Genomic DNA, 23,075 nt, shown 5'->3' with positions numbered 1-23,075 from the left:
CGGTAGGGGGTCAGCTCACGCCGCGGCCGCGGCTCATTGCGCAGGCGCCAGCACCGGGCTGTTGTGATAGGCGGCGATCAGCCACTGGCCGTCCCGCTTCTCGAAGACCCAGGTCGCGTTGACCTTTCGTGCGTCGTCCGGAACCTCGGTCTCGCCGGCGAACAAGATGGCGGATTCGCTGATGACGATCGCGGCGTCCCTACCGACGAAGCGGATGCTGAGCTGCTTGTTGTAGGTCGAACTACCCGCGAGTGGTCCCTCGAAGGCCAGGGCCATGTTCTGACGGATCACGTCCCGGCTGTCGCGGAGCGAGCCGGTCATGATGGCGGTCGCGTCCGCGGTGTAGTTGGCGACCATGCCATCGGCGTCGCCGGCTTCCCACGCCTTGTAGGAATCAACCAGTACGGCCTGGATTGCGGCAACGTCGGCCTCGCGACTGTTCGACATCGGATTCTCCCTTGTGACCGGTTCGCCCGAGGTGTTCGGGCGAACTCGTCAATACATACCGGCGGCGGGGTCGGAACTAATCGCGCCCGGCGGCAAGAGATCTGGAGGTGCGCTCGAGCGAGAGGCTGCCGCAGCAGCGGCCGCGTCAGCCCCCGATGGTCAGCCCCTGAGAGTCGAGGCGGGCTGCCAGACCGAAGACCGCGAAGACCTCGGAATCCTGGAACACCGAATTTCGGCTGATGCCCTCGGCCGTGACGGTGAAGATTTGGAGGGTGTGCAGCTGGTATCCGTCACCGACGCGCTGATAGGCGGCGAATCCGGGCTGACCGCCATTGGCCACGACTTCCCTGAGAAGCCAGTCCTTCCCGGCGACTTCGAAGACCCAGTTCATGAACAGGCCATAGTTGCCGCGGCCGGCGAACCAGTTGAGCATCGGCGGCATCTCCATGATGACGTCATCGGTGAGCAGCCGTTTGAGGGCCTCGACGTCGGCGAGCTCGAATGCCTTCATATAGCGCTCGACCCACGCGCGCTGTTCGGCTTCGGACGGCTCGCTGACCCCTTCCTGCCGGACCTCGGCCTCCTTCATGCGGGCGCGCGCCCGCTGCAGGGAACTGTTCACCGATACGACGGTGGTGCCGAGGATTTCTGCGGTCTCGGCTGCGGAGAAGCTGAGCACGTCACGCAGGACCAGGGCACCGCGCTGACGCGCTGACAGGTGCTGCAGGGCGGCGGCGAACGCCAAGCGCAGGCTGCTGCGGTCGATCACGGTCCCCGCCGAATCGCCCACGGCCAGCGACGAATCCGGCAAGGGCTGGAGCCAGGCGGCGTGCTCCCCCTGCACGAGCGGCCCGAGCGGATCCGACGCGGCCACCAATCCGGACGGCAGCGGTCGCCTCCCGCGCACCTCCAGGGCGGTCAGGCACGTGTTCGTCGCGATCCGGTAGAGCCAGGTGCGCAGTGAACTGCGAGTGTCGTCGTATTGTTCCCGCGCCCGCCACGCTCGCAGGAACGTGTCCTGGACCAAGTCCTCTGCGTCGTGAGCCGAGCCGAGCATTCGGTAGCAGTACGCCACCAGCTCCGCCCGGAACGTTTCGATCCGACGATCGAAACCTTCTTCCTCAGTCATCACGCACGCCCCATCTCCACTGTCGCCAGAATGACCATACGTAGCACGAGTTCCATGAAAGTGCCTCAGGTCTGACCGGCCTTGCCCGCCAGCACCTTCAGCCCAGCCTTCCGCCGACGCTTCAGTCAGTCCCCGCGACATCCGCCAGGGGTGAGTGGGAACCATTGACCCCGTTCATTGTGCGTGCGGGCGAAGGTGTGATCCCCTTCGGCAGTGGCCGCCTCGCCTGGTGCGGCGGCCCGTCGGTCGATGCATACTGGCGCCCGTGCAGTTCGGGATCCTGGGACAGGTGGAGGTGCGGGGAACCGATGGGACTCCGGTCGCGGTTGGCGGGCCGCAAGTACGGTCGCTGCTGGCGGTTCTGGTGTCGCAGGCCGGGCGGGTGGTGTCGCGGGATCGATTGATCGACGACCTCTATGGGCAGGAGCCGCCGGGCGATGCCGGGCATGCGCTGCAGTCCCAGGTGTCGCGGTTGCGGCGCGCGCTGCGCGCGGCGGGAGCCGATGGTCTGGTGGAGTCCTCGGCGGCGGGCTACCGGCTCGCGGTCGATCCGGAGCTGGTGGATATGCATCGGTTCCTTCGCCTCGCCGAGGAGGGGCGAACCGCGTTGCGCGACCGGGATTGCGCTGCCGCTGTCGCGCTGCTGGACCAGGCCGCCGGGACGTGGCGTGGCGCGGCGCTGGCCGATGTGCGGGACGCGCCGTTTGCCGCCACGGTGGTCGCCCGCCTCACCGACGCGTGGCTGGCGGCCCAGGAGGATCGTGCGGAAGCCGCACTGGCGCTGGGTGATCACCGGGCGGTAGTCGCTACGCTGCCGGAACTCGTTGCCGCGCATCCGCTTCGGGAGCGAGCCAGGGCGCTGCTGATGCGCGGGCTCTACGCCGGCGGGCGGCAAGGCCAGGCATTGGAGCTGTTCGAGCAGGGCCGGCAACTGCTCGCCGACGAACTGGGCACCGACCCCTCGGCGGAGCTGACGCAGGCGCACTTGACGATCCTGCGTGCGGACACCGTCGCCGCTGCCGCGGTGCGCCGCCTACCCGCCCAGCTCACCAGTTTCGTCGGCCGAGACGACGAGCTGGAGCAGGTCGCGTCGTTGCTTACCCTGGCTCGCCTGGTCACGCTCACCGGTCCGGGCGGTACCGGTAAGACCCGGTTGGCGATGGAAGCCGGCGCTCGGGTTCGGGGCGATGTTTGTTTCGTGGATCTGTCGCCATTGGTGGACGGTGCACAGGTGGCGCCGGAGATTGCGGTGACGCTCGGTGGTCGCGCGACCGGCGACCATGAGGATGCCGAAGCCCGGGTGCGCGCCATGCTCGCCGACCGGTCGCAGTTGATCATTCTCGACAACTGCGAGCATCTGGTCCTCGATGCGGCCCGGCTGGTGCACCGACTGTTGCGTGACTGTCCGGGCTTACGGGTGCTGGCGACGAGCCGGGAAGCCTTGCGCATCACAGGCGAGACCGTGCTCGCGGTCGGGCAGCTGCCGGTTGCGGCCGCGGAGGCGGCACTGGCCGACCAACTCGGCTGCACCGCGGTCCGCCTGTTCGCCGATCGTGCCGCCGCCGCGCGGCCGGGATTCACCGTCGACGCGGGCACAATCGCGGCCGTGCGGCGCATCTGCGAGCGGCTGGACGGGCTGCCGTTGGCCCTGGAACTCGCCGCCGCCCGGCTGCGCACCATCGACATCGGCGAGATCGACGCGCGGCTCGCCGATCGGTTCCGGCTGTTGGCGCGCGGGGATCGCACTGTCGAACCACGACACCGGACCCTGCAGGCGGTGGTGGAATGGAGCTGGGAACTGCTGGAACCGTCCGAACGCCTCCTGGCCCGACGCTTCGCCGTCTTCGCGGGCGGGGCCACCGCCGCCATGGTCGCATCCGTTTGCGAACTCGACGACGCCGACGAACTATTGGACAGTCTGGCCGATAAATCGCTGGTGAAAGCGCACAACGGCCGTTACCGGATGCTGGAGACCATCCGGGCCTACGGCTTCGCGCGGTTGACCGAGGCCGGTGAGCACGAACGGTTGCAACGTGCACTCGCCGTTTTCTTCACCGAGCTGGCCGAGCGGGCTGATCCGCTGCTGCGCGGGCCCGAGCAGCTCGACTGGCTGGCGCGGCTGACGGCCGAGCACGACAACGTGCAGGCGGCATTGCGCTGGGCTTCGAGCATGGATCCCGCACTGGCACAGCGGTTCATCGCCGCTCATGCGTGGCACTGGTGGCTATGCGGTTATTCGGGCGACGCCGTCGAACTGGCAGGCAAACTGCTGCCCGCCCTCGACCCGGCGGCGGACGTCGAAGAATACGCCTTCTGCGTAGCGGTCGCCGCGCGCGCCGGAACCGGGCCGCCGGTGCCGGTCACCCGGGCCGCCGCGGCCCTGTCCGGCCTCGAAAGACCTTTGCGGCGACCACATCTGGTTTTCCTGCTGGCAACTGCCGGTGGACTGCTCGACCTGCCGCCGCAGCGGCAGCGTGTGCTGTTCGGTCCTGATCGCTGGTCGCAGTCATTCCTGCGGCTCGGTACCGGACTGCGGCATCTGCTGTCCGGCGAGCCGCTGCAGGCCGAGCCCGAATTACACTGCGCCCTAGCGGATTTCCGCGCGACCGGCGACCGGTGGGCAATCGCGACCACGCTCGACAAACTCGCCGCGGTCGCCGACTGGCGTGGTGAACGAAAGGCCGCCCTCGACCTCATAGACGAGGCCGTAGTCCTGCAGACCGAGCTGGGCGCCGGCGATGACGCCGCTGACCTGCTCAACCGGCGCGGTGACATTCTCGCCCGCGGGTCTGCCGCGTGTCGTGACGATGCGAGTGTCGCCTACCACCGCGCCGCCGAACTGGCCCGCGCAACAGGCGCAACGGATATTTACGCGAACGCACTACGTGGGCTCGGCGATCTGGCCCGGGTAGCTGGTGATCTGTCCGTCGCCCGGGAGTACTACGCCACCGCCATCGCTCTGCCCGGCAACGACACGTTCGGCATGGCCGAGGCCCGGGCCCGTAGCCTCATCGGATCGGGTTGGATCTGGCTCGCCGAGGCGAATATCGAGCGTGCACTGGCGGCGCACCGCGAGGCGTTCGCACTGACGCGCGACCGGTCCCGTCCGGTGGCCGCGGCAGCGGTAGAGGGCATGGCTGGGATCGCGGTGGCACTCGGTGCGCCGGCGCGGGGTGCGCTGTTGCTCGGCGCTGCCGACTCGCTGCGCGGCATTCCCGGGGTACGCGACGGTGCGGCGGCCGCCACCGCCGCACGGTGCCGAGCCGAACTCGGTGAACCGGAATTCCGTGCCGCCCTCGAGCGCGGCGCCCGATACTCGGCCGAGGAGGTCACCGAGTTGCTCGGTGAGCGGTGGTGAGCCGATGGTGAGGGCACGGTGATTGCCGTGCCCGACGCTGTGTGCATGACAACGAGACAGCAGTTCACCAGCAAGACCGTCCTCATCTCCGGCGCCAGTGTCGCCGGGCCGGCGCTCGCCTACTGGTTGGCCCGTTACGGGTTCACCGTCACCGTCGTCGAACAGGCGCCCACTCTGCGCGAGGGCGGCTATAAGGTCGATATCCGCGGTGCGGCGATGGAAGTCGTCGACCGAATGGGTCTGATGCCGCAAATCCACGAAGCGTCTACGGCGATGCGGGGCGGTGCCTGGGTCGACGGTGTGGGCAAGGCGCTGGCAACGCTGGGACCCGAACTCATCGGCCTGCGCTCACCCGGCGATGACGAGGTCTTGCGCGGCGATCTCGCCCACATCCTGTTCGACGCAACCAAAGGCGAGGTCGAGTACCTGTTCGGCGACTCGATCACCGGCCTGGTGCAGCAGGCCGATGGTGTGACGGTGCGGTTCCGCAACTCCCCGCCACGCGTATTCGACCTGGTGATCGGGGCCGACGGCATGCATTCGGCGGTGCGCAGGCTGACATTCGGTCCGACCGAGCAGTTCGCGCGGCACACCGGCATGGCGGCCTGTGTGATTTCGGTGCCCAACTACCTGAACCTCGACCACTGGGAACTGGTGCATCCCACACCCGGGCGCGTGGTGCAGGTGTACAGCACCCAGCGGACCACGGCCAAGGCCCAGTTCATCTTCCAGGCGCCGGAACAACTGCCGGACCGGCGCGACCGGGCCGCCCAGCAGCAGCTGGTGACCGACGCGTTCGCCGATGCCGGTTGGGAGACACCGAACCTGGTGCGCGCCATGCCGGAATCCCCGGATTTCTACTTCGATTCGGTCAGCCAGATCCATCTGGACCGGTGGTCCGAGGGCCGCGTCGCGGTCGTCGGTGACGCCGCCTACTGCCCGTCGCCACTGTCCGGGCAGGGCACGAGCATGGCACTGGTCGGAGCGTATGTCCTTGCGGGCGAACTGAAAGCGGCCGCCGGTGATCACGTCGTCGCTTTCGAGCGCTACCAGCGCGCTATGCAGGATTACGTCACCGAGAACCTGACCCTGGGCTGGAACAATGCCACCCAGATGGTGGCCGCCGACCGTCGTGCGATCCGGACCCAGACCACCATGTTGCGCATGCTGCGGCACATGCCGTGGAAGGGGCTGGCCCTGCGGCCGATCATCAAGCCACTGGAGCACGCGGCCAATGCCATCCGGCTCGCGGATTACTGAACCCGTGCCACCTGCGCTGTTCCCGCCTGCGGGACCGCATCCCCAACTGATGTGTGAGGAGTACCGAAATGAGTATCACTTCCGGCCCGATCTTCCAGGTGGCGTGGGTTGTCCACGACTTGGACGCAGCCGAACAGGAATTCACGAACAGCTACGGCGTCGAAAACTGGGTCCGCATGCCCCGCATGCATTTCGGCCCGGAGTCGTGCAGTTATCGCGGTGCGCCCGCCGACTACACGATCGACACCTCGCTCGGCTATGCCGGCGGACAGCAACTGGAATTGATCGCGCCGGTCTCGGGCACGAATCTGTATACCGAAACGCTCGCGCGGTCGGGCCAGGGACTGCACCATATCGCTTGGGTACCAGACGATTTCGATGCCGCTCTGGCAGCGGCGCGAGCACGGGGCACCGAGATCGCGCAGCATTGCACCGTTGCCGAGATCGGCATGGAGTTCGTTTATCTCGACGGTGGTCCGCTCGGCTCGTACATCGAGTTGCTGCGGCTGCCCACGGACGCACGCGCGATGTTCGACAGCATGATTCCGTTCGGATACCGCAACCCGTGGGCGCACGGATAGCCGCCGGTGTCGATGGCGAATATCGTGCCGTCGATGACAGCGACCACTCCATCCGATGTGGCACGTCGTGATTCTCGTTGCGACCTGGGTGACGCCGTGGCTGATGCGGCGCGTCGACGTCGCGAAGAACCTGGACCAGCTTCGTATCGGCTGGCTTGCGGATTCGGACACGCCGAAACGCCCGGTAGCCGCTGACAGGGTGGTTGTCCCCTGATCACCGAGTGTTTGGCCGGTTGGATTTGTGTCGGGGTACCGACACGGCGGGCATCAATCGTGGTAGCGGCGGCAGCGGCGCGGACCTGGGGGAGGCCTCGAACGCTTGGATCATGAGTGCGGCGAAGCGCCGGGAGGCCGCGAGGCGTGCTGCCGGCGTGCTCGCGTGGATGCCGTTGTTGGCCATGACCATCAGGATGATGTCGTCGAGCATTATGTCGGGGCGCAGGCGCCCGGTGTCCTTGGCGCGGCGGATCAGTTCGGTGGCGGCGGTCAGCGAGGATGTGCGTATCGCGGCGAAATCCAGCGCGTGGGGAGGCACAACATATCCGACGACAGCGCCGTCGAGTTGCGCGCTGTTCCCGCCATCGCTGCGGCCGCGATCACCGAGCTCGTCGACGCCACCGACAGCGTCACCTGGCTGCAAGGCGCGCTCGGAGAACTGTATGCGACCCTCCTCGCCCACCACCTGCCCCGACTGGTCCGGTCGGCGGGATCCGCGCTCGGAGTCGATCGCGTTGCAGCAGAAGGTCACCGAACTCAGCGCGCGCCAAGCCGAAGCACAGCGGGCCTACGCCGCGAACCTGGCCGATGCGATCGCGAAGAATGTGGCCCAGAAGACGGAGAATGAAGATGTGCCCTCGGCGGGGCACATCGAACATGGGAACGGGGATGAACTGCGGTTTTCGGGTGGGCGGTTGGTGATCGAAGCGGACTATCAGTTATAGGCGGGTGGTGCCATCGTCTTGCTGGGCCGCTTGCCATCGTGCGATCTCGTGGAAGATGTTGGCCTGTTGCCGGGCGAGTGTCTCCTCCTCGGCTCCGTCGGCGAAGATGATTTCGAAGTCTGCTTCTGGTCCGTTTGTTCGTCGAGGCTGGCGGTCGGCATGGTGTGGCTCGACAGTTTCGGGTTGCACCGGCGGCATGCGGGGGAGTATCTCGTATCAGCTGGTTTGCGAGGAAGGACACGCTCGAACACTCGGTAATGCCGAGTTGAGTGAATTCGGCTATGAGTGTGACGGATCCGTCCGGCGCACTGACTTCGGTGGCGGGCAGTGTCCACTCACGGACAGGTTTAAGCTCGGGCTATGGCGCCGTGAGTTCCATTTTCGACAATCGGTCCTCGTCCGCGACCGCGTCGATCCCTGCTATGCGCTCGCCCGCGAATCGGATAGTCATCACCAGCATCAGTGTGCCGCGCGGGGCCAGCACTAGGCCCGGCTCGCCGTCGAGCATGATCGCGCGAGCAACCTGCGCCTTTCCACAGAAGTTTTCGGCCAGGACTCGACCACCGTCGAAGTCGGTCCCCGCCCCCAGCAAGCGTGCGGCCTCGTCCGTGCGGTAGGTCGCGTCGGGGTCGAGCATCGCCAGCAGCTCCTCGAACTCGCCGTTTTGTGCGGCGCGCAGGAACACCTCGACGGCGCGGTATCGCCGCATGCGGTCGTCGCTGCCCGTCCCGGAGTTGCCGCGCACTCGTCCACGCGCCCGGCTGGCGATCCGTTGTGTCGTCTCTGGGCTGCGGTCGACGATCGGGGCGATGTCGGTGAACGATACGGCGAACAGGTCGTGCAGGACGAAGGCGATCCGTTCGGTCGGCGAGAGCTTGTCCAAGACCACCAGCAGCGCCAAGCCGACAGAGTCCGCCAGCAGAGCCTCCTCCTCGGGATCGGTCCGAAGGCGCTTCTGGAGACCTGCGCCGTGTTCGTCGAGGGAGTCCTCGCGGCGCGATTCGCGGGACCTGAGCATGTCCAGGCACACCCGGCTCACCACGGTCGTCAGCCAGCCAGCCAGGTTCGAGACGCCACCGGTGTCTGCCCTGGCGGCCTTGAGCCAGGCCACCTGGAGGGCGTCGTCGGCCTCGCTGAGCGAGCCCAGCATCCGGTAGGCCACCGCCCGCAGGTGGCTTCGATGCTCCTCGAAGCGCGTCGCGAGCAATTCGTTTCCGTTCATCTGTCTGGTTTCCTCGCCGTCACGCGTCAGAGAAGCAGCAAGCCATTCCGACATGAATAGTGGAGGCAGTCAATCATGAACGTCGCTCTGTGGATCGTCACCGGGTTGCTGGCAGCCGTGCTCCTTGCCAGCAGCGCCAAGATCGTGGTCCCCAAAGAGAAGATTCTGGCCGCCGGCAAATATGCGACGTGGGCCGACGCTTTCAGTCCGACCGCTCTGAAAGCTCTTGGGGTCGTAGACCTTCTGGGCGCGGCGGGGTTGATCTTGCCCGCCGTGCTCGACATCGCACCGATCCTGGTACCGGTGGCGGCGACCGGCACGGCCCTGCTGTTCGCCGGGGCGATCATCGTGCGGATCTGGCGCGGTCTGTGGGCCACGGCCGTCGCCGAGGTGCTCTACCTGGCCATGGCCGTCTTCGTGGCCTGGGGGCGTTTCAGCCTCGAACCCTTCGCCTGACTCAGCTTCGATCCGACACCCGGCCGCGCGCCTTCGTGCGGGAACCATCACAAAGGAGAAACCATATGACCTCGCAACCGACCTCGGCGCTCATCACCGGAGCCAACAAAGGGCTAGGTCTGGAGACCGCCCGCCGACTCGGAGAAAAAGGCTGGACGATCTTTCTCGGCTCGCGTGACCCCGGACGTGGACACGCAGCCGCCGACCAGTTGACCGCCTGCGGCATCAACGTGACCATGATCCCGCTGGACGTGACCTCGGACCAGTCCGTGGCCGATGCTGTGGACCTCGTCCGCCAGCACACCGACCGACTGGACGTACTCGTCAACAACGCGGGCGCCGCAGGCAACATCGTCACCCCCGCTGAGGTAACGGTCGAAGAAGTTCACGCCGTCTACAACACCAACGTCTACGGCCCCATCAGGGTCACCAACGCGTTCCTGCCCCTGCTACGAGTGACCGACCACCCACGAGTTGTGATGGTGTCCAGCGCCATTGGATCCATGACGATCGCGACCGACCCCACACAGCCCCCCACCAAATTCCACGAGCTCGCCTACAGCTCCTCGAAAGCAGCACTGAACATGATCACCATCAGATACGCCAAAGCCCTCCCGGAGATCAAATTCAACCTCCTCACCCCCGGAGAAATCGCCAACGGCAAATACACCGCCACCGACATCAACAATCACACCGGCCAACTGACCGTCACCGAAGGCACCGACCCGATCATCGAACTCGCGACTATCGACGCCGACGGACCGACCGCGACCTTCATCGACCGCCTCGGCCCCATTCCCTGGTAACCAGTCCCTCACCCGCACTGTGCGCACCCCGCATCGACGGAGTGCGCACAGCGACTCATCCACTGCCAGTGGCTATCCAAACGGTCTTTGTAGTTCGTCCGTCCCGGGACCCTCGTCATTCGAGGCTCTGATCGAATGAACCGACAAGCACGGCCCTGCCGATCGCAATCGAGCTGAGACGCTCTCGTGCAACGCACGCTCATGCCGCTGGGCGCGCGATCGGTGGCGGTCGAGAGCGCAGGTGAGTAGAAGCCCGGCGCGGCTCAATGTTGTTGTTTTGTAACAAGATGTGCCCTACAAGAGCCGCGTCTGACCTGGGGTTTCTCAATGCGGCTATTCCGGGATTGTCCGGAAAATCCTGTTGACCTGCGGAAACGCTGTCGCAGGTCGGTGCCCTCGGCAGGATTCGAACCTGCGACACCCGCTTTAGGAGAGCGGTGCTCTATCCCCTGAGCTACGAGGGCTGAACTCTGGTGCCGGGGGCACCGATTGGGACGTCGGGGAGTCTACCGGGTCGGTGGCGGGTGGGCCGCATCGATTTGGTCGGGCGCCGAGAAAGGGTAGGGTTGACCGGGAGCGGTTGCTGTCTGAGACTGTTGGTGGGCTTGTTGGTTCGGGAGGTCGGCGGGCATGCGTAAACGCAGGCTCGGGAAGTGCGTCGAGTGTTCGACTCCGGAGATGTCGACCCCGCGGTCGCCTCTGGGGCGGAGCCGACCTCCGTCAGGCGTCGGCCCCTGGCGTGAGGTCGGCTTCTGCCATTCGTTTCGCGAACCTTTCGGGTTCCGAGAGGATGCGTCAGGACCGTTTGATGGGCCTCTGTATCGCTAATGAACTGCATCCTGCAGCTCCGTCGACAGCCCCGGATCGGTGTGGAAGCCGATCAGCGCTTATTCGCATGGTGCGGCCAGTATCGCCGCGATGGAACGGCATCGGGTGCGTTGAGTCGCCGTGGTCAGACCGAGTAGCGGCGTCGTCTCAGACAGTTGAACTCGAGGGCTCGGTTAGGCCGCTCGAATCGGTTGGGCGGTCAGAACCCGCCGTCGAACCCGCCCCCGTCGAACCCGCCCCCATCGAACCCGCCCTCATCGAACCCGCCCCCATCGAACCCGCCCCCATCGAACCCGCCGCCGTCGTAGCCGCCGCCCGAGTCGAACCCACCGCCCGAGTCGTACCCACCCTGATCGTCGGAGTACCCACCCTGATCCCCCGAGTCGTATCCCTGATCCGGACCCGCCGTATCGAGCGCGTCCTGATACCCCTCGCCGTAACCACTTTCGAACCCCTGCACGTCATATCCCACCCCGGACATCCCGGAGAACAGTGACGAGAACAGCAGCGCCGACCCCAAACCCCAAGCGCCGCCGATCAATGCGGGCCGCCACCACGGCTCGGAGTACCAGCCCGCGGGCACCGGTCGTCCCGCGACGCGCCCGCCCGGGTAGTAATTCGGCGTCTGCGCGGAGGGGTTCGGCGATGCGGCGACCTCGCGGCCCTCGTATTCGACGACCCGCTGCTCGGTGACTCGACCGGCGGTGTCCTGACCGTCCAGTGCCGGAATCACCGGACCCGGATCCATCAACATCGCGGTGCGTGCCGCCCGGATGTAGTACATGCCCTCGACCGCGGTCTGCTTGGCCAGCCGCGCCTGGGCGGGCGTGCGCGCCTGCTCGATCTGCGAGCCCGCCGCGATATGCCGCTCGGAGGCGTCGGCGAGTGCCTGCTTCGCCGCCTCGTTGCTGCCGTTGAGGTTGTAGACCTGACCCGCGAGTCGCTCGATCATCTGCCTGGCGTCGGCGGCCGCATCGTCGAACTCGCGTGCGGCGCGCTGCTTGGTCTGTTGCGTCTGGTAGATGACGTAGGCCGCCGCGAGCAGGATCACAACGCCTATCAGTATCCACAGCATCGCGTGCGCCCTTTCGTCATCGACCCAGGTCAGCCCGAGTTTACTGGGGGCTTGCTGAGACTCGGCTGAGCTTCACGGCGGGCGGTGTCCGCCGTGTCTATTGTCCGGCGAGCTGGCGGGCGATGACCAGACGTTGGATCTGATTGGTGCCCTCGAAGATCTGCATGACCTTGGCCTCGCGCATATAGCGCTCCACCGGGAAATCCTGGGTATAGCCGTAGCCGCCGAAGACCTGCACCGCGTCGGTGGTGACCTTCATCGCGGCATCGGTGGCGATCAGTTTGGCGACACTGGCCTGGCGCGAGTAGGGGAGTCCGGCATCGCGGCGGCGGGCGGCGTCGAGGTAGGTCGCGCGCGCCGAATCCACGGCGGCGGCCATATCGGCGAGCACGAAGCCGAGGCCCTGGTGGTCGATGATGTGGCGGCCGAAGGCCTCCCGTTCCTTGGCGTAGGCGACGGCGTCGTCGAGGGCGCGCTGAGCCAGGCCCGTCGCGACCGCCGCAATGCCGAGCCGACCCGAGTCCAGAGCACTGAAAGCGATCGAAAGTCCTTGTCCCTCAACGCCTATCAGTCTTTCGGCGGGTAGAAAGGCGTCATCGTAGGCGGCGGTGGTGGTCGGAATCCCGCGCAGGCCCATCTTCTCCTCGGGCTTGCCGAAACTCAGGCCTTCGGTGTCGGCGGGCACCAGAAAACACGAGATGCCGCGCGACCCCTCGCCGGTTCTGGCGAAGAGGGTGTAGAAGTCGGCGCGGCCGCCATTGGTGATCCACGCCTTCGAACCGTTGATCCGGTACCCGCCCTCGACCGCGGCGGCCCGACAGCGCAGTGCGGCCGCATCGGATCCGGCATGTGGTTCGGAAAGGCTGTAGGCGCCGATGGTTTCGCCCGACAGCATGGTCGCGAGCCAGCGCTGCTTCTGCTCGTCGGTGCCGAAGGCGAACAGTGGATGGCAGGACAGGCTGTGCACGCTGACCGCGACGGCGACCGCGGCCCACCGGCTGGCCAACTCCTCGAGCACCTGCAGATACACCTCGTAGGGCTGATCGCCACCGCCGAATTCCTCCGGATACGGCAGGCTCAGCAGCCCCGCCGCGCCTAGTGCCGGGAAGACGCCGTCGGGAAACGTTCCGGTCTTCTCGGATTCGACCACGCGCGGCTCGAGCACCTTGTCGGCGATATCGCGAGTGAGCTCGATCAGGTCGCGGGCCTCGGGCGTCGGCAGCATCCGGTCAACAGGCATGTCACCTGTCTACCCGGTCGGTGTCGGATCGCGACAGGGTGGTCGGGTGTGTCCAATTGGACACAGCTTCGCCGCCCACATCGCGCACAACGCACGCGCGCGCGTAAATGGCCCGTCGGCAATCAGCGGTAATTCATCTTCGCTGTGCGAAACTTGGCCCCGCCACAGTTATGCACTCCTCACCCTCGGAGGATTGTCCATGAAGAATTCTGTTGCGCTACTGGAGCTACCCGAGCCGTTGGTCATAACGCTCGGCAATCTCAAAGGCGGCGTCGGCAAGACGACATCAGCGTTTTTCTTGGCCGCATATTTCGCGCAGGTCCACGAATTGCGTGTGCTCGTCATCGATGCCGACCCGCTCAGTCAGACCGGATATTCCTGGTATCGGCGCCTGCTCAGGGGCGGGATCGAGGTGCCGTTCAAGCTGATTGCCTTCCCGTCGCGACATGTCGACGACTGCATTACCGACAATGCCGGGAAATTCGACGTGATCATCATCGATGCCGGTGGTGAGTCGGCCGAGATATTCAAGGCGGCCATTCCGCAGAGCGATGAGCTGATTCTGTTGACCAGCGTCAGCCCATCGGAGGTCAAGCGGGTGCCGAGCACCTATAAGGCCGCCGAGGAGGCTGCCGCCGATAGCGGCCGCGAGATCCGGGTGCGGGTATTGATGACCAAGGTGCCGGTGACGATGAAGAACGGCGTGAACGTCTCGACCGAATACCGTACGCAGCGTGGAAATCTGGAGGATGCGGGCTATGACGTCTTCGCCTCCTATTTGAGCGCGTGGAAGTGGTATAGGGAGGCGGCCGATGGGGAGGTCAGTGAGGGCGCCGAGAATCCGATCGTGGACCTGGGCGAATATCGGCAGGTCGGCGAGGAGTTGGTGAGTCCGTACCGGGTCGCGGTGGAGGTGCCCGCCTGATGCCTCCGCAGCGTAGGAAGGGTTCCATCGGTAAGGGGTCGATCGGCGGTGCGAATCCGCTGGCCGACAGCGCCGAGCACACGCCGCCGGTATCCCCGCTGCGGGATGCCGAATGGCGAACGGTCCCGCTGAGCGCGGCGTCGCTCGAGGTGATCGCGCCGCCTGCCGAGGCGAATGTCTTGACGATGCCGCTGCCCGCGCCGAATGAAACCGAGCCGGACGGTCCGCTCGACGAGCGCGAGCAGGCCCAGTTGACGGCGTGCGAATCCTCGATCGACGGCCTGCGGGTCGCCTTCTGGTCGGCCGGACGCGCGCTGCAAATAGTGCGCGATGGTCGGCTGTATCGGGCTCAGTACGCGAGCTTCGACGAATATGTGGAGCAGCGCTGGGATATGCAGCGCTCGTACGCGCACAAGCTGATTCGGGCCTGGCCGCTCGCCGCCAAATTGCATCCGGTAGCGCCCGCCATCAATGAGGGACAGGTTCGCGAGTTGCTGCCGGTGGCCGCACAGCACGGCGAAGACGCGGCGGTCACCGTGTACACCACGATTGCCGGTGTCGACGATGTGAAGGTCACCGCGGGCAAGCTTCGCGAGGCCGTCGCGCTGCTGCCCGAGCGATTCGACAAGGCCGAAGTGGTCGAATTGCTGCAGGCGTGGCTGCGCGGGGATTTGCGCGACCGCTCGAATGAGCGGGCGGTCGACCTGTTCGCCGCGGTGGAATCGCGGTTCGCCGCGCTGACCCGACGAGTTGTCAAGGGCTCGAACAATGATCCGGCGGCGGCGCGCGAATTCGCCGCGAAACTGCGCACTCTCGCCGAACAGATCGAGGAGCAGATCATCGCCTGAGCCGATTCGAAGGTCCGGAATGCCCCGTCGCGGAAGTGGTTCCGCTGCGGGGCATTTCATTTTAGTTACACTTTTGTTATCGTTAATGCGCGTGTCGTGTCGTGTAATTGGTGATTATTGCGCGAAATATGGCGATCGGATCCGCTGGACTACAGATCACCGTGATGGTTTTCGAATTCATTCGAGGTCTTGGTGAAGTCCTACACGCCAATGCAGTTCGGCGTCGCACGGCCAGCCAGGAACTTCGATACGAGCATCGGAGGACCGGATCATGGCATCAACTACGGAGGGTCGATATTCTCGTTTCCTGCGGCGCGCGCTCCCATGGGCCGTCGGCGCGGGAGTCATCGCAGGCGCGGCAATCGCCGCGACACTGCTCGCAGGAGGTCAGGCGTCAGCGCAACCGCTGACCATTCCGGGTGTCGGGACATTCGAAGTCTCGGACCAGTTTCCGATTCCCAGCACAGCGGTCCCGACGGATGGGCGAGCGTTGCCCGCACCGATTCCCGCGCTAGCGGATTCCGTCGCGCTCTCGGAAATCGCGCCCGCTGAAGTTCTGGGGAAGGAACTTTCGGCACCCCCCAACGTTCCCGATGCGGAACTCGATACTCCTCTCGGGGTTCCGGGTAATGAACTTTCTATTCCACCAATGATTCCGGGCGCGAAGTTCTCGACGCCCCTTGCATTTTTGAATATCGAGCGTTCGGCACTTCCATTGGTTTCCACTATTGAGTGTGTTCCTTCGAGTGAGGCACCGGTCCCGATGCGGGGCAAGGAGCTTTCGGAGCCGCTGGCTGTTCAGAGGCCTGCGTTCGCGGTGCCGCTGCGGGCTCTGGGTGTTGAGCGTTCGTTGCTTCCGTTGATTCCCGCGGTCGAGAATTCGGTTGTTGCTTCGAGTGAGGCACCGGTCCCGATGCGGGGCAAGGAGCTTTCGGAGCCGGTGGCTGTTCCGGGTCCGGAATTGGGGGTGCCGCTGCGGGCTCTGGGTGTTGAGCGTTCGTTGCTTCCGTCGATTCCCGCGGTCGAGAATTCGGGTGTCGCGCCGGTTGTGGTGCAGGGCAAGGAGCTTTCGGAGCCGCTGGCTGTTCCGGGTCCGGAATTGGAGGTGCCGCTGCGGGCTCTGGGTGTTGAGCGTTCGTTGCTTCCGTCGATTCCGGCGATCGAGCATCCGCTGGCTGTCTGGGAGGTCGCGCCTGTTGAGGTCCGCGGGAAGGAACTTTCGATTCCGCTGGCGATTCCGGGTGCGGAAATCTCGATACCCCTGGGTGTGCTCGGGTTGGAGCGGTCGGCTCCGCTCGCGATACCGGGTCCGGAACGGTCCGCGCCGCATGCGGTTCCAGGAGTGGAACGCGCACTGCCCTTCGTGATTCCGTGGGGCGAACGTTCCTCGTCTCCGGCGCCCAATGGGGTTCCCGGAGCCGAGCTTCCAGCGACCATTCCGGGAACCGGGATTACGGTGCCCGCTGAGTTCCGCGCCGAACTTGCCTACCTCACCGGAGTTCTCGGCATCAAGCCGCCTGGCACGACACCCGCGCCCACGGTGTCGCCGGAACGCACGCACGGCGCGGTCGCCGTCGACGCGGCACGCGGCAAGGTCGGCACCGCGTACATCATGGGCGCGACGGGGCCGGATGCCTTCGACTGCTCCGGGTTGGTGCAGTGGTCGTATCGGCAGGCCGGGGTGAAGGTGCCGCGCACCAGCTATGAGCAGCTGTCCTCGGGTACCCCGGTTTCCCGGGACGAGCTCGAGCCCGGTGACGTGGTGTCCTTCTACGGCGGCGGCCACTCGGCCCTCTATGCCGGTGACGGGAAGGTCATCCACGCATCCACCTATGGGACCGGCGTGATCATGTCGCCGATGTCCTCGATGCCCTACGCGGGCGCCCGTCGGTACTGACGCTGAATCAATGAGCTGGGGCGGACCGGTCTGTCGGCGATCGTGCAGGGGTGTCGCTGTCGGGCCGGTCCGAAGGTGACAGTTCCATCGAAGGCGGCATAGTTCTATTATCTGCGTATGAATGCAGATAGTGAGCCGCTGCGACCGCCCATCGCGGAGGACCAGGTCGGGCTGGTCGTCGAGGTCTTCCGCATGCTGGCCGACTCGACCCGCGTACAGATCCTGTGGGCGCTGGTCGACCGGGAGCTCTCGGTCAACGATTTGGCCGATCACATCGGCAAACCCGGCCCGTCGGTATCGCAACACCTGGCCAAACTGCGCATGGCTCGGCTGGTCCGGACCCGCCGTTCCGGAACCACCATCTTCTACAGCCTGGAGAACGAACACGTCCGCCAGCTGGTCGTGGATGCGGTGTACAACGCAGAACACGCAGGTCCCGGCGTACCCGCACATCACCGCGGCGAGGGTTCGGTACGTCAACTGCCTACCCGCGATCAGGCGGTGGCGGAATGAGTCACGAACGCAATCCCGAACGCTGGCAGAGCATTTCGCACGATCAGCACCATCGCCATACCCCCGGCGCTGGCGACGCCAACGGTCACGCGCACGGCGTGGGCGATGAGTATGGGCACTCCCGCCGTGCGGGCGATGACCGTGGATATGCGCACGGTGCGGGCGATGATCACGGGCATGTGTGGAGTGCGGGCAATGATCACGCGCACGGCACGGGCGATGACCATGGACTCGCGCACCGCGCGGAACATGACCACGGTGCGGACCATGATCACGGGCACGTGCAGGGTGCGGGCGATGACGGTGGACATGCGCTCGGCGTGGGCCATGATCACGGGCACGTGCACGGTGCGGGCGATGACCGCGGGCGCGCGCAGAGCGCGGGCGATGACCATGGACTCGCGGGGCTCACGGACCATGATCACGACCACGGTTCGGGCCATGGCCACGACCACGCGCACGGTGCGCACCATGACCACGATCATCCGGGGGGATTGCGGGGTGCGCTGCGTGAGATTTTCGTGCCGCACAGTCACGATGCCGCCGATAGTGTCGACGATGCGTTGGAGTCGAGCGCTGTCGGGATCCGCGCGGTCAAGATCAGTCTTGCGGTGCTCGGGCTGACTGCGGTGCTCCAGGTTTTGATCGTGGCGGTTTCCGGTTCTGTTGCGTTGGCGGCGGACACCATTCACAACTTCTCCGATGCGCTGACCGCTGTTCCGCTGTGGATCGCATTCGCGCTCGGTCGGCGGGCGGCGACGCGGCGGTATACCTATGGGTTCGGGCGGGCCGAGGATCTTGCCGGGTTGTTCGTGGTCGGGATGATCACGCTGTCCGCGATCATCGCCGGATACGAGGCGGTGCGCAGGTTGATCGATCCGGTGCCGATCCAGCATCTCAGTTGGGTTGCCGCGGCGGGGGTCATCGGGTTCGTCGGTAACGAGACCGTCGCGCTGTATCGGATCAGGGTCGGGCGACGGATCGGCTCGGCGGCACTGGTGGCCGACGGATTGCATGCGCGGACAGATGGTTTCACCTCATTGGCGGTGCTGATCGGTGCGGGCGGTGTCGCGCTCGGTTTCCCGCTCGCCGATCCCATTGTCGGACTGCTGATTACGATCGCGATTGTGGCTGTGCTGCGCACGGCGGCGCGAGATGTGTTCCGCCGCTTGATGGATGGCGTCGAGCCTGCGCTGGTGAGCACCGCCGAGCGGGCCCTGGTCGCCGAACCCGGGGTGCTCGGCGTGCGCAGCCTGCGAATGCGCTGGATCGGCCACCGTCTGCACGCGGATGTCGAATTGGATGTCGCTCCGACCATTACCTTGGCCGACGCCCACAGCCTGGCCCACGGCGCCGAGCACACCCTCACGCACGCCGTGCCCAAGCTCGACAGCGCCCTCGTGCACGCCTACCCCGCCCATTCCGCCGTCTGACCGGCCGTTGAGCGTAGTCGAAGGGGCTGCCGTTCGACTCGCCTCGCGAGATCGGGCAACTGATGGCGGCTGCCTTCTGATGGTATCGGCCGTCAGCGCAGTTCCGCGCCCTACTCTTGGGTAGCATCCCGGTGTGATGTGGCTCATGGTCGGCAGGCCGCCGTAGCCACCGAAGAAAAGGAGTACCGATGTTGAGCACCATGCAGGACGAGCCGTTGTCGCTGGCGACGTTGCTGCGCTACGCATCGACGTTCATGGGCGATTCCACCGTATCGACCTGGACCGGCACCGGCGTACGCACCATGACCTACCGCGAGCTCGGCGCCGAATCGGCTCGCCTGGCAAATGCGTTGCGCGGCTTGGGAATTGGTGATGGCGACCGGGTCGGCACCTTCATGTGGAACAACAACGAGCATATGGTCGCCTATATCGCGGTACCCGCGATGGGCGCGGTGCTGCACGCGCTCAATATCCGGCTCTTCCCGGAACAGCTCGTCTTCGTGGCCAATCACGCCGAGGATCAGGTGGTGATCGTCGACGGCACGCTGGTGCCGATGTTCGCCCAGTACCTGCCGAATCTGAAGACCGTGCGCCACGTCATCGTGGCCAATGGCGATGCCGCCGCGCTGCAGGCGCCCGAGGGCGTGCAGGTGCATTCCTACACCGAATTGCTGGCCGCGCAGCCGGATACCTTCGACTACCCGGAGATCGACGAGCGAACCGCCGCCGCAATGTGTTACACCTCCGGCACCACCGGTGACCCCAAGGGCGTGGTGTATTCGCACCGCTCCAACTGGTTGCACGCCATGCAGGTGTGCCAGCCGACCAGCATGGGCTTTTCCAACCGCGACTATGTGCTCGCCATCGTCCCACTGTTCCATGCCAATGCCTGGGGGCTGCCGTACGCGGCGCTGATGTCGGGCGCGAATGTCCTCATGCCCGACCGTTTCCTGCAGCCCGGTCCGCTGCTGGAGATGATGGCGGCCGAGAAGCCGACCTTCGCCGCTGCCGTCCCGACCATTTGGGGCGGTGTACTCGCCGGACTGGCCGCCAAGCCGCAGGACATCTCGCATCTGCGCTCTGTGGTCGTCGGCGGTTCGGCGGTGCCGCCGTCGATGATGCGCGCCTTCCAGGAAAAGCACGGCGTGCGCATCCTGCACGCCTGGGGTATGACCGAGACCTCCCCGCTCGGCAGTGTCGCGCATCCGCCCGCCGGTGTGGAGGGCGAGGATGAATGGGAGTACCGCTTCACTCAGGGCCGTTTCCCGGCGAGTGTGCAGGCCCGCCTGATCGGCGATGACGGCAGCGTGGTCCCCAATGACGGAGAGTCGCTGGGCGAGTTGGAAGTTCGCGGGCCCTGGATCACCGGGTCGTACTACTCGCCGGACGGCGCAGTCATCGATCCCGATAAGTTCGACAATGGCTGGCTGCGCACCGGCGATGTCGGCAAGATCAGCCCGGACGGCTACCTGACGCTGGTCGACCGCTCCAAGGATGTCATCAAGTCCGGCGGCGAATGGATCTCCTCGGTCGATCTGGAGAACGCGGTGATGGGGCATCCGGCGGTCGCCGAGGCCGCGGTTATCGGTGTGCCGGACGAGAAGTGGGATGAGCGCCCGCTGGTCGCGATCGTGCTCGCCGAGGGTGCCGAGACCAAACCGGAGGAACTGCGCGACTTCCTCGCCGACAAATTCGCCAAATGGCAACTGCCGGAGCGGTGGACCTTCATCGCGGAGGTTCCCAAGACCAGCGTCGGCAAATTCGACAAGAAGCGCCTGCGCGCCCAGTACGCCGACGGTGACCTCACCGTCACCACGCTGTCCTAGAACGATAGGCCCCGCGTCACCACTTCAGCATCGGCAGTGGTGACGTGGGGTGCGTCCGGATTCGTTTCGCGGCCAGCTGGACCAAACGGCGGTGGAAGCCTTTGTCAGGGTAGCGCTTCGCCAATTCGCGGTAGGTGGAGCGAGGTATCCCGAAGCGACCGAGCAGGCCGTATTCGACATCGATCGCATCGGCCCGACGGAAGATTTCGATCGGGTCGGTGGGCGAGCCCGCGGATCGGATTTTGTGGTGCTCGTCGATCATCGCGACGACCAGGTCCGCCAGGTCTGCACGGTCGATCTGGTCGAGCCATTGCAGGGCTAGGTCGGCGGATGGCGCCAGATAGTCGAAGGTGCCCGCGGTCCAGATGCCCAGATCATGGAAGGCCGCGGCGGTGCGGAACTCCTCGCGGGTGCTGGGCAAGGCGCCCGTGCCGCCGTCGAGCAGATCGCATAGCTCCAGCACGCGTAGCACATGGTTGGTATACGCACCGCGATCCGAGCCGAGTTGTGGCAGCCAGGGTTTCAGCCGCCGATCGATCTCGTCGCGAAGATCGTTGCCGCTCATGTCCGCTCACACTACGCGCGGAATCGGGTGCGACGTTCTTCCACTTCGAGGATCGAGAAGTCGATCTCGTCGTTCGCGACCAAATGACCAGACACACGTCGGCGCGACCGAAATCTCGGCCGCGCCGACCCGTGCGCTGATCAGCAGTTGCGGAGTTCGGGGCTCTGGTTCAGCAGTTGGGCGCGAGTCCCGATGAAGGTGGTGTAGGTTTCGCCGCCGACGGCCGCGATCGGGAAGGCGGCGACGCGGTGGCAGTTCTGGAAGGCGAGCTTCACCTTGAAGTGGCGTTCCAGACCGCCGCGGATGGCATCGGAGGCCATCGCGCGCAGCAGTTGTCCGCGGGCCACCTCATCGGGCGGCGGAACGACATTGTCGGCGAATTCGGCTGTGCCGGAATGCAGCTCACCGGTCACCCGGCTGACGACCTCCCAGGCGTACGGGAGGGAAACCCGCACTACCTCGACGAAGTCGGCGTCGTCGACCTCGCCGCGTTCGGCGCGTTCGAGTAAGGCGGTGGGAACATCGAGGGACATAGCGCTCTCCTGACCTGGATGGCTGGTGCGATGCCTCTCGATTCTAAACGGAAACTGTTGTCAACAAGACTGGATTCGTCCCGAAAGTGCTGTGGTCAGCGCGGTTTTCGCATCTGCGGCCAAGGTGCGGACCAGTTCACCAGCCGGTAGCTCCGGTGCCAGCGTGTGGGTCTGGCCAGCCCACATGTTCACATCGTCCGGATTGCCCGCTGCTCGCGCGGCGGCCCGCAGCGGCGCTGTGGCGTAATGGATTTCCGGATAGGCGACCGGTGCCGTCGCGGAATGTTCGTCCATGAACCGATTGCGCAGGCCGCGCGCCCGGCGGCCGGTGAAGGCGCGGGTCAGCATGGTCGGGGTGTCGGCGCCCTGTGCGGCGTGTTGGAGCGCGGCGCGATGCACCGGATTGGTGCCCGCCTCCGGCGAGCGCAGGAAGACCGTGCCGAGTTGCACGGCGGTCGCACCGGCCGCGAGCGCCGCCGCGATCCCGGCGCCGGTGGTGATGCCGCCGGTGGCCACGATCGGCCGGTCGACGGTCGCGCGCAGAATCTGCAGCAGCGCGAGCAGGGTGAGTGGATCGGTGGCGTCATCATCGACGCGATCGATGAAGGTGGCCCGATGTCCACCGGCTTCCGCGCCTTGCGCGACCAGCACATCGGCACCGGCCGCGACCGCGATGCGAGCCTCGGCGGCCGAGGTGACCGTCACCCACACTTCCGAACCGACCTCGTGCAACCGCGCGACCTCGGCCGCGCTCGGACAGCCGAAGGTGAAGGTGACCGCCGCGACCGGCGCTTTGACGAGCAGCTCCAGCTTGGCGTCCCAATCATCGGTGTCGTACTTCGGGTTGCCGATCTCGTGGGTGTTTCCCAGCTCGGCGAGGTAGTCGGCGAAATCCTCTGGTGCGGTGGCCGGACCCGGGGTGAACAGGTTCACGCCGAACGGCGCGGTGGTCAGTTCGCGGGTGGCCGCGAGTTTCGCGGCGGTATCGGTCGCGGTCAGATATCCGGCGGCCAGCAGGCCGAGCCCGCCCGCCGCGGAGACCGCCGCCGTCAACTCGGGCGTGGACGGCCCGCCCGCCATCGGCGCGAGCACGATCGGAACACTCAATTCGTTGAGGATCACCGGTCCAGTGTGGCGCATCGGTCACGGCTCGGCGATCGCGGCCTAAGGGTCTGACCAGGCCCTAAACAGC

The 23,075-nt window shown here is 66.0% G+C and carries 24 protein-coding genes and 1 tRNA gene; 13 read left to right on the top strand and 12 right to left on the bottom strand.

All coding sequences use genetic code 11. The features are described 5' to 3' along the window. Nucleotides 1–33: 33 nt before the first annotated feature. Together ACQP1T_RS35560 and ACQP1T_RS35555 are read right to left on the bottom strand one after the other, a co-directional pair. Nucleotides 34–447: an SgcJ/EcaC family oxidoreductase gene (locus ACQP1T_RS35560; RefSeq protein WP_433757357.1), complete on the bottom strand. Its 414-nt coding sequence runs from the start codon at nucleotides 445–447 to the stop codon at nucleotides 34–36. 145 nt (nucleotides 448–592) lie between these two features. Further along, nucleotides 593–1,576, bottom strand: a complete 984-nt coding sequence (locus ACQP1T_RS35555) for a sigma-70 family RNA polymerase sigma factor (RefSeq protein WP_433757356.1) — start codon at nucleotides 1,574–1,576, stop codon at nucleotides 593–595. A gap of 265 nt (nucleotides 1,577–1,841) precedes the next feature. On the opposite strand from ACQP1T_RS35555, the gene ACQP1T_RS35550 reads away from it, so the two are divergent. The 4 genes from ACQP1T_RS35550 (at nucleotide 1,842) to ACQP1T_RS35535 (ending at nucleotide 6,989) form a co-directional block, all read left to right on the top strand. Continuing rightward, on the top strand, nucleotides 1,842–4,934 hold the full coding sequence (locus ACQP1T_RS35550; protein ID WP_433757355.1) for a BTAD domain-containing putative transcriptional regulator: 3,093 nt from the start codon (nucleotides 1,842–1,844) through the stop codon (nucleotides 4,932–4,934). A gap of 45 nt (nucleotides 4,935–4,979) precedes the next feature. Then, on the top strand, nucleotides 4,980–6,194 hold the full coding sequence (locus ACQP1T_RS35545; protein ID WP_433757354.1) for an FAD-dependent monooxygenase: 1,215 nt from the start codon (nucleotides 4,980–4,982) through the stop codon (nucleotides 6,192–6,194). 68 nt (nucleotides 6,195–6,262) lie between these two features. Then, on the top strand, nucleotides 6,263–6,775 hold the full coding sequence (locus tag ACQP1T_RS35540; protein ID WP_433757353.1) for a VOC family protein: 513 nt from the start codon (nucleotides 6,263–6,265) through the stop codon (nucleotides 6,773–6,775). A 67-nt stretch (nucleotides 6,776–6,842) separates the two neighbouring features. Continuing rightward, nucleotides 6,843–6,989, top strand: a complete 147-nt coding sequence (locus tag ACQP1T_RS35535) for a hypothetical protein (RefSeq protein WP_433757352.1) — start codon at nucleotides 6,843–6,845, stop codon at nucleotides 6,987–6,989. On the opposite strand, the gene ACQP1T_RS35530 is transcribed toward ACQP1T_RS35535, so the two are convergent. Beyond that, nucleotides 6,990–7,454: a hypothetical protein gene (locus ACQP1T_RS35530; RefSeq protein ID WP_433757351.1), complete on the bottom strand. Its 465-nt coding sequence runs from the start codon at nucleotides 7,452–7,454 to the stop codon at nucleotides 6,990–6,992. It abuts the gene before it with no gap. On the opposite strand from ACQP1T_RS35530, the gene ACQP1T_RS35525 reads away from it, so the two are divergent. Further along, nucleotides 7,435–7,716: a hypothetical protein gene (locus ACQP1T_RS35525; RefSeq protein ID WP_433757350.1), complete on the top strand. Its 282-nt coding sequence runs from the start codon at nucleotides 7,435–7,437 to the stop codon at nucleotides 7,714–7,716. The genes ACQP1T_RS35530 and ACQP1T_RS35525 overlap by 20 nt on opposite strands. On the opposite strand, the gene ACQP1T_RS35520 is transcribed toward ACQP1T_RS35525, so the two are convergent. Next, on the bottom strand, nucleotides 7,711–7,914 hold the full coding sequence (locus ACQP1T_RS35520; RefSeq protein WP_433757349.1) for a hypothetical protein: 204 nt from the start codon (nucleotides 7,912–7,914) through the stop codon (nucleotides 7,711–7,713). The two genes, ACQP1T_RS35525 and ACQP1T_RS35520, sit on opposite strands and share 6 nt — an antisense overlap. Before the next feature lie 160 nt (nucleotides 7,915–8,074). Next, a complete protein-coding gene (locus tag ACQP1T_RS35515; RefSeq protein WP_433757348.1) occupies nucleotides 8,075–8,938 on the bottom strand; it encodes a sigma-70 family RNA polymerase sigma factor in 864 nt (287 codons plus the stop codon). Between the two features lie 75 nt (nucleotides 8,939–9,013). Between ACQP1T_RS35515 and ACQP1T_RS35510 the strand changes: the two genes are divergently transcribed. Further along, nucleotides 9,014–9,394, top strand: a complete 381-nt coding sequence (locus ACQP1T_RS35510) for a DoxX family protein (RefSeq protein WP_433757347.1) — start codon at nucleotides 9,014–9,016, stop codon at nucleotides 9,392–9,394. Between the two features lie 65 nt (nucleotides 9,395–9,459). After that, nucleotides 9,460–10,200, top strand: coding sequence for an SDR family oxidoreductase (locus ACQP1T_RS35505; RefSeq protein ID WP_433757346.1), 741 nt, complete (start codon nucleotides 9,460–9,462; stop codon nucleotides 10,198–10,200). A 391-nt stretch (nucleotides 10,201–10,591) separates the two neighbouring features. On the opposite strand, the gene ACQP1T_RS35500 is transcribed toward ACQP1T_RS35505, so the two are convergent. From ACQP1T_RS35500 to ACQP1T_RS35490, 3 genes are all read right to left on the bottom strand, one after another. Further along, nucleotides 10,592–10,664: transfer RNA gene (locus ACQP1T_RS35500), tRNA-Arg, on the bottom strand. Between the two features lie 563 nt (nucleotides 10,665–11,227). Then, a complete protein-coding gene (locus ACQP1T_RS35495; protein WP_433757345.1) occupies nucleotides 11,228–12,103 on the bottom strand; it encodes a DUF1542 domain-containing protein in 876 nt (291 codons plus the stop codon). 97 nt (nucleotides 12,104–12,200) lie between these two features. Then, entirely contained in the window at nucleotides 12,201–13,343 is a 1,143-nt protein-coding gene (locus ACQP1T_RS35490; protein ID WP_433757344.1) for an acyl-CoA dehydrogenase family protein, read from the bottom strand. A gap of 199 nt (nucleotides 13,344–13,542) precedes the next feature. Between ACQP1T_RS35490 and ACQP1T_RS35485 the strand changes: the two genes are divergently transcribed. The 4 genes from ACQP1T_RS35485 (at nucleotide 13,543) to ACQP1T_RS35470 (ending at nucleotide 17,526) form a co-directional block, all read left to right on the top strand. Next, nucleotides 13,543–14,268: a ParA family protein gene (locus ACQP1T_RS35485; protein ID WP_433757343.1), complete on the top strand. Its 726-nt coding sequence runs from the start codon at nucleotides 13,543–13,545 to the stop codon at nucleotides 14,266–14,268. Beyond that, nucleotides 14,268–15,116 (top strand): hypothetical protein, encoded by an 849-nt coding sequence (locus ACQP1T_RS35480; protein WP_433757342.1) that lies wholly within the window; start codon nucleotides 14,268–14,270, stop codon nucleotides 15,114–15,116. Before ACQP1T_RS35485 ends, ACQP1T_RS35480 begins: the two co-directional genes overlap by 1 nt. 940 nt (nucleotides 15,117–16,056) lie before the next feature. Further along, a complete protein-coding gene (locus tag ACQP1T_RS35475; RefSeq protein WP_433757341.1) occupies nucleotides 16,057–17,013 on the top strand; it encodes an NlpC/P60 family protein in 957 nt (318 codons plus the stop codon). A gap of 117 nt (nucleotides 17,014–17,130) precedes the next feature. Continuing rightward, a complete protein-coding gene (locus ACQP1T_RS35470) occupies nucleotides 17,131–17,526 on the top strand; it encodes an ArsR/SmtB family transcription factor (protein WP_433757340.1) in 396 nt (131 codons plus the stop codon). On the opposite strand, the gene ACQP1T_RS35465 is transcribed toward ACQP1T_RS35470, so the two are convergent. Further along, nucleotides 17,508–18,062 (bottom strand): hypothetical protein, encoded by a 555-nt coding sequence (locus ACQP1T_RS35465; protein ID WP_433762584.1) that lies wholly within the window; start codon nucleotides 18,060–18,062, stop codon nucleotides 17,508–17,510. The two genes, ACQP1T_RS35470 and ACQP1T_RS35465, sit on opposite strands and share 19 nt — an antisense overlap. Here ACQP1T_RS35465 and ACQP1T_RS35460 point away from each other — a divergent pair. Together ACQP1T_RS35460 and ACQP1T_RS35455 are read left to right on the top strand one after the other, a co-directional pair. Next, nucleotides 18,021–18,959: a cation diffusion facilitator family transporter gene (locus ACQP1T_RS35460; protein ID WP_433757338.1), complete on the top strand. Its 939-nt coding sequence runs from the start codon at nucleotides 18,021–18,023 to the stop codon at nucleotides 18,957–18,959. The genes ACQP1T_RS35465 and ACQP1T_RS35460 overlap by 42 nt on opposite strands. 188 nt (nucleotides 18,960–19,147) lie before the next feature. Then, nucleotides 19,148–20,785 carry a long-chain fatty acid--CoA ligase gene (locus ACQP1T_RS35455; protein WP_433757337.1) on the top strand — a complete coding sequence of 546 codons (1,638 nt, stop codon included), beginning with the start codon at nucleotides 19,148–19,150 and terminating at the stop codon, nucleotides 20,783–20,785. Between the two features lie 16 nt (nucleotides 20,786–20,801). On the opposite strand, the gene ACQP1T_RS35450 is transcribed toward ACQP1T_RS35455, so the two are convergent. The 3 genes from ACQP1T_RS35450 to ACQP1T_RS35440 form a co-directional block, all read right to left on the bottom strand. Next, nucleotides 20,802–21,350: an HD domain-containing protein gene (locus ACQP1T_RS35450; protein WP_433757336.1), complete on the bottom strand. Its 549-nt coding sequence runs from the start codon at nucleotides 21,348–21,350 to the stop codon at nucleotides 20,802–20,804. A 140-nt stretch (nucleotides 21,351–21,490) separates the two neighbouring features. Continuing rightward, nucleotides 21,491–21,883, bottom strand: a complete 393-nt coding sequence (locus ACQP1T_RS35445) for an SCO5389 family protein (protein ID WP_433757335.1) — start codon at nucleotides 21,881–21,883, stop codon at nucleotides 21,491–21,493. A gap of 60 nt (nucleotides 21,884–21,943) precedes the next feature. Beyond that, entirely contained in the window at nucleotides 21,944–23,023 is a 1,080-nt protein-coding gene (locus tag ACQP1T_RS35440) for a nitronate monooxygenase (protein ID WP_433757334.1), read from the bottom strand. Nucleotides 23,024–23,075: the final 52 nt, after the last annotated feature.

The sequence above is a fragment of the Nocardia sp. CA-135398 genome, from assembly GCF_050955845.1.
GTDB lineage: Bacteria > Actinomycetota > Actinomycetes > Mycobacteriales > Mycobacteriaceae > Nocardia.
The sequence above is the reverse complement of the archived record's forward strand: the minus strand, read 5'-3'. Positions and strand labels throughout refer to the sequence as shown.

Bases quoted from the DNA above. Each gene is read 5' to 3' on its own strand.
- ACQP1T_RS35560 (WP_433757357.1), bottom strand. From the start codon at position 447: ATGTCGAACAGTCGCGAGGCCGACGTTGCCGCAATCCAGGCCGTACTG.
- ACQP1T_RS35555 (WP_433757356.1), bottom strand. From the start codon at position 1,576: ATGACTGAGGAAGAAGGTTTCGATCGTCGGATCGAAACGTTCCGGGCG.
- ACQP1T_RS35545 (WP_433757354.1), top strand. From the start codon at position 4,980: ATGACAACGAGACAGCAGTTCACCAGCAAGACCGTCCTCATCTCCGGC.
- ACQP1T_RS35540 (WP_433757353.1), top strand. From the start codon at position 6,263: ATGAGTATCACTTCCGGCCCGATCTTCCAGGTGGCGTGGGTTGTCCAC.
- ACQP1T_RS35525 (WP_433757350.1), top strand. From the start codon at position 7,435: ATGCGACCCTCCTCGCCCACCACCTGCCCCGACTGGTCCGGTCGGCGG.
- ACQP1T_RS35520 (WP_433757349.1), bottom strand. From the start codon at position 7,914: ATGCCGCCGGTGCAACCCGAAACTGTCGAGCCACACCATGCCGACCGC.
- ACQP1T_RS35515 (WP_433757348.1), bottom strand. From the start codon at position 8,938: ATGAACGGAAACGAATTGCTCGCGACGCGCTTCGAGGAGCATCGAAGC.
- ACQP1T_RS35510 (WP_433757347.1), top strand. From the start codon at position 9,014: ATGAACGTCGCTCTGTGGATCGTCACCGGGTTGCTGGCAGCCGTGCTC.
- ACQP1T_RS35505 (WP_433757346.1), top strand. From the start codon at position 9,460: ATGACCTCGCAACCGACCTCGGCGCTCATCACCGGAGCCAACAAAGGG.
- ACQP1T_RS35495 (WP_433757345.1), bottom strand. From the start codon at position 12,103: ATGCTGTGGATACTGATAGGCGTTGTGATCCTGCTCGCGGCGGCCTAC.
- ACQP1T_RS35490 (WP_433757344.1), bottom strand. From the start codon at position 13,343: ATGCCTGTTGACCGGATGCTGCCGACGCCCGAGGCCCGCGACCTGATC.
- ACQP1T_RS35485 (WP_433757343.1), top strand. From the start codon at position 13,543: ATGAAGAATTCTGTTGCGCTACTGGAGCTACCCGAGCCGTTGGTCATA.
- ACQP1T_RS35480 (WP_433757342.1), top strand. From the start codon at position 14,268: ATGCCTCCGCAGCGTAGGAAGGGTTCCATCGGTAAGGGGTCGATCGGC.
- ACQP1T_RS35470 (WP_433757340.1), top strand. From the start codon at position 17,131: ATGAATGCAGATAGTGAGCCGCTGCGACCGCCCATCGCGGAGGACCAG.
- ACQP1T_RS35455 (WP_433757337.1), top strand. From the start codon at position 19,148: ATGTTGAGCACCATGCAGGACGAGCCGTTGTCGCTGGCGACGTTGCTG.
- ACQP1T_RS35450 (WP_433757336.1), bottom strand. From the start codon at position 21,350: ATGAGCGGCAACGATCTTCGCGACGAGATCGATCGGCGGCTGAAACCC.
- ACQP1T_RS35445 (WP_433757335.1), bottom strand. From the start codon at position 21,883: ATGTCCCTCGATGTTCCCACCGCCTTACTCGAACGCGCCGAACGCGGC.
- ACQP1T_RS35440 (WP_433757334.1), bottom strand. From the start codon at position 23,023: ATGCGCCACACTGGACCGGTGATCCTCAACGAATTGAGTGTTCCGATC.